This is a genomic window from Azospirillum sp. B4 (genome assembly GCF_000333275.1).
Lineage (GTDB): Bacteria > Pseudomonadota > Alphaproteobacteria > Azospirillales > Azospirillaceae > Nitrospirillum.
This window is the reverse complement of sequence record NZ_BACU01000420.1, coordinates 1-2523: the sequence shown is the minus strand read 5'-3', so window position 1 is coordinate 2523 and position 2523 is coordinate 1. Positions and strand designations below refer to the sequence as shown.

Below are 2523 nucleotides of genomic sequence, written 5' to 3'. Positions count from 1 at the left end.
AAAAACGGAAACCGCCGGGCGATGTCCGTGGCCCCAGTTGCCAGGGTCCATGTAGCCCACGGCCACCAGGTAGCCGGGGCCGAAAAAGCCCAGCAGCTTGCGCCAGAAACCGCCGCCGACGGGTACGCTGGCCGTGGGCTCCGCCGAGGGGCCCGGCCACTTGTCCTTGCTTACGTCCACCGCCGACTGCATGCGCCGCCTTTTCCGTCCCGGTCTGGGGAAGCCACGTAGGAAGAATGATTAACATAGCGAAGTTCCCGTGCCGGAACGAGGGTGCCCATGATGCGCCGGCCGCGACGTGTCGCCATTCATTGGCGCGGGCCGCCGCTTTGGTGTAGGGATGCGCGCAAAATCCGGGAGCGGGAAACTGCTTCCGTTTTCCTCGCTTGGGAAGGACCGGTACCGGGATGAGCGCCACCACCGCCGTCAAACGCCTCAGCGTGCCTGACATCGCCGCCCGCAAGGGGGCGGAGCCCGTGGTCTGCCTGACAGCCTACACCGCCCCCATGGCGGGCCTGTTGGATCCCCATTGCGACGTGCTGCTGGTGGGTGACAGCCTGGGCATGGTGCTGTACGGCCTGCCCAGCACGCTGGGGGTCACCGTCGATATGATGGTGGCCCATGGCGCCGCCGTGGTGCGCGGCTCCAATCACGCCGCCGTGGTGGTGGACCTGCCCTTCGGTAGCTATCAGGAAAGCCCGGAGCAGGCTTTCCGTGTCGCCGCCCGCATCCTGGCGGAGACCGGCGCCACCGCTGTGAAGCTGGAGGGCGGGGAGGAGATGGCGCCCACCATCGACTTCCTGGTGCGCCGGGGCATCCCGGTCATGGGCCATGTCGGCCTCACGCCGCAGGCCGTGAACGTCCTGGGCGGCTACCGCGCCCGCGGGCGGGGGGAGGCGGAACAGGCCAAGATTCTGGGCGACGCCCGGGCTGTGGCCGAGGCCGGCGCCTTCTCCCTGGTGATCGAAGGGGTGGTGGAGCCCCTGGCCCGCCAGGTGACGGAGCTGGTGCCCGTGGTCACCATCGGCATTGGCGCCAGTGCCGCCTGCGACGGGCAGGTGCTGGTATCGGACGACATGCTGGGCCTGTTCGCCGACTTCACGCCCAAGTTCGTGAAGCGCTACGCCGACCTGGCCAGCCAGGTGGGCGCCGCCGCGCAGGCCTATGCCGAAGACGTGCGCGCCCGCCGCTTCCCCGGGCCGGAGCATGTCTTCGCGGAGAAGCGGCCGAAGGCCTGAGACTGGTTACTTCAGGGGCCGGTAGCCGTCGGGCACGGCATAGACGAAGGGCCTCTCGCCGAAGTTCACGCTGATCAGCCCGTCCTTGACCAGGTCGCCCATGGCGACGCTGGAGGTCAGGCCGATTTGGGTGGGCAGCCGGGGCGGGGTCTGCAGGCCACCGGTCTGGCCGGGCGCGCCGCCCCGCCACTGGCCGTCCGGCCGCAGGTACAGCCAGCCCGAGTCGAGATCCACAGCCAGGCCCACCACGTGCTTGGACTCGGTGGCGCGGTTGTGGCGCAGCTGGATCAGGGTGCCGTGGCTGCCCTCCCGGCTTTCCACCCCGAAGAACAGGGCGGTTTCCGCCCGTCGGGCCACCGCGCCCATGTCGATGGTGGCCTCGACATACCATTTGCCGGTGCTGACCGTCGGCGTGCCCCAGATCTCGTACAGGTCATCGCCTGAGGCGGTGGCGGCCGCCGCTGCCTCCGATGCCGGCGCCTTGCCCGCCTGCTCCGCCGCCAGCTGGGTCGACCGCTCATTGGTGAAGCGGATGACGCAGACGGTCTTGGCGCGGTTGGCCAGAAGGGCCTGGAACCACTTCTCCCGGTCGCTTTCCTTGTTGTCGAGGCCGCAGGTTTCATCCCGGCGCTTCAGCCAGGCGCGCTGTTCGTTGCGCAGGGCCAGCTTGCCGGCGTCGTCCAGCTTGCCCCGCACTTCGCCATAGACGCGGTTGATCTCCGCGTCGGTGTGGCGCAGGTCGGTGCCCAGGCACTGCATCAGCTCTTCGTCAGAAGTGGGATTGGCGCAGTCGGCCGCGCGGACGATGCTGGGTGTGGTCCCGCCCATGAGGGCGGCGATGACAAAACCGGACAGAAGACGCCAGGATGCGCAGGCCACCATTTCCTCCCCGCCGCGTTGAAAGCCGTCCGTAGCCGTATCACGCCAGGCCGGCGGCCGGTAAGCGCTTCAAACGGACAGCGGCATTCAGATGAGCGGGCCGGAGGCGGTTGACGTCCGTTTTTGTTCCTGTCTATATTTGTTCCCATATTGTTCTTTGTGGCAGTGAGGGACCGATGGCGGGCAAGGCGCGGGCTTCCAAGACGCGGGCTTCCGGGGCGGCGGCGTCCCAGGGACCGCAGAATCAGATGGATCTGTTCGGCGCGCCGGCTCCGGTGGCCGTCAATCCGCCAGCACCCCCGCCGCCCACACCCCTGCGGCCGCGCCCGCCCGCCGAACCGGCGCCGGCCGACCTGGATGAGGCGACCCTGCTGGCCCGCCTGGCCGACGCCCCTCTCAGCAAGGC

The 2523-nt window shown here is 69.0% G+C and carries 2 protein-coding genes and 1 pseudogene; 1 reads left to right on the top strand and 2 read right to left on the bottom strand.

Translation table 11 applies throughout. From position 1 onward, the window contains the following. Positions 1–192: pseudogene (locus I55_RS18760) on the bottom strand (hypothetical protein); the annotation flags it as partial. 215 nt (positions 193–407) lie between these two features. Between I55_RS18760 and panB the strand changes: the two are divergent. Beyond that, the gene (gene panB, locus I55_RS18755; RefSeq protein ID WP_044562109.1) at positions 408–1238 is read left to right on the top strand and encodes a 3-methyl-2-oxobutanoate hydroxymethyltransferase; all 831 of its coding nucleotides are present in this window, start codon (positions 408–410) and stop codon (positions 1236–1238) included. Positions 1239–1244: 6 nt separating this feature from the next. On the opposite strand, the gene I55_RS33235 is transcribed toward panB, so the two are convergent. Next, positions 1245–2120: a lysozyme inhibitor LprI family protein gene (locus tag I55_RS33235; protein WP_049974265.1), complete on the bottom strand. Its 876-nt coding sequence runs from the start codon at positions 2118–2120 to the stop codon at positions 1245–1247. Between the last annotated feature and the right edge of the window lie 403 nt (positions 2121–2523).